The following is a 514-nucleotide window of genomic DNA, read 5'->3' on the forward strand; positions in this document are numbered from 1 at the left end:
GTCAAACCCCGTCGAGCGCACCGTGATCACCTTCACCTTGTCCGCGCTTTGCACCGTCGCGATCGCGTTGCCCGCATAAATCGGACGCTCGAACGTGTCCGCGCTGTCGACCTTCGTGATGTCCGAAATCTGCGCCACGTCCAGCAGGGCCGCCACTCGCGGCGCGATGTTCTTGCCGTACGCCGTGGCCGGCGCCAGGATGTGCGAGTACGCGCCTGCGATCGACACCACTTCGTCCGCGATGTTCTCCGCCAGACCGTCACCGAAATACGGCGCGTCAGCCAGCAGCACCGTCTTCACACCCGCGATCTGTGCAGCCGCATCGGCCGCCGTCTTCGCGTTGTGGCCCGCCACCAGCACGTGCACGTCCTCGCCGCATTGCAGCGCCGCCGCCACCGTGTTCAGCGTTGCCGCCTTGATCGTTTGATTGTCGTGTTCAGCAATTACCAGGATGCTCATCTCGTCGTCTCCCTTAGATGACCTTCGCTTCGGTCTTCAGCTTATCGACGAGCGC

General features: G+C 63.4%; 1 pseudogene. It reads right to left on the reverse strand.

Annotation, left to right across the window (positions count from 1 at the left end):
• A pseudogene (locus tag PTE31013_RS24675) lies at positions 1-459 on the reverse strand (electron transfer flavoprotein subunit alpha/FixB family protein); the annotation flags it as partial.
• Positions 460-514: the final 55 nt, after the last annotated feature.

The sequence above is a fragment of the Pandoraea terrigena genome (assembly GCF_902459705.1).
Classification (GTDB): Bacteria; Pseudomonadota; Gammaproteobacteria; order Burkholderiales; family Burkholderiaceae; genus Pandoraea; species Pandoraea terrigena.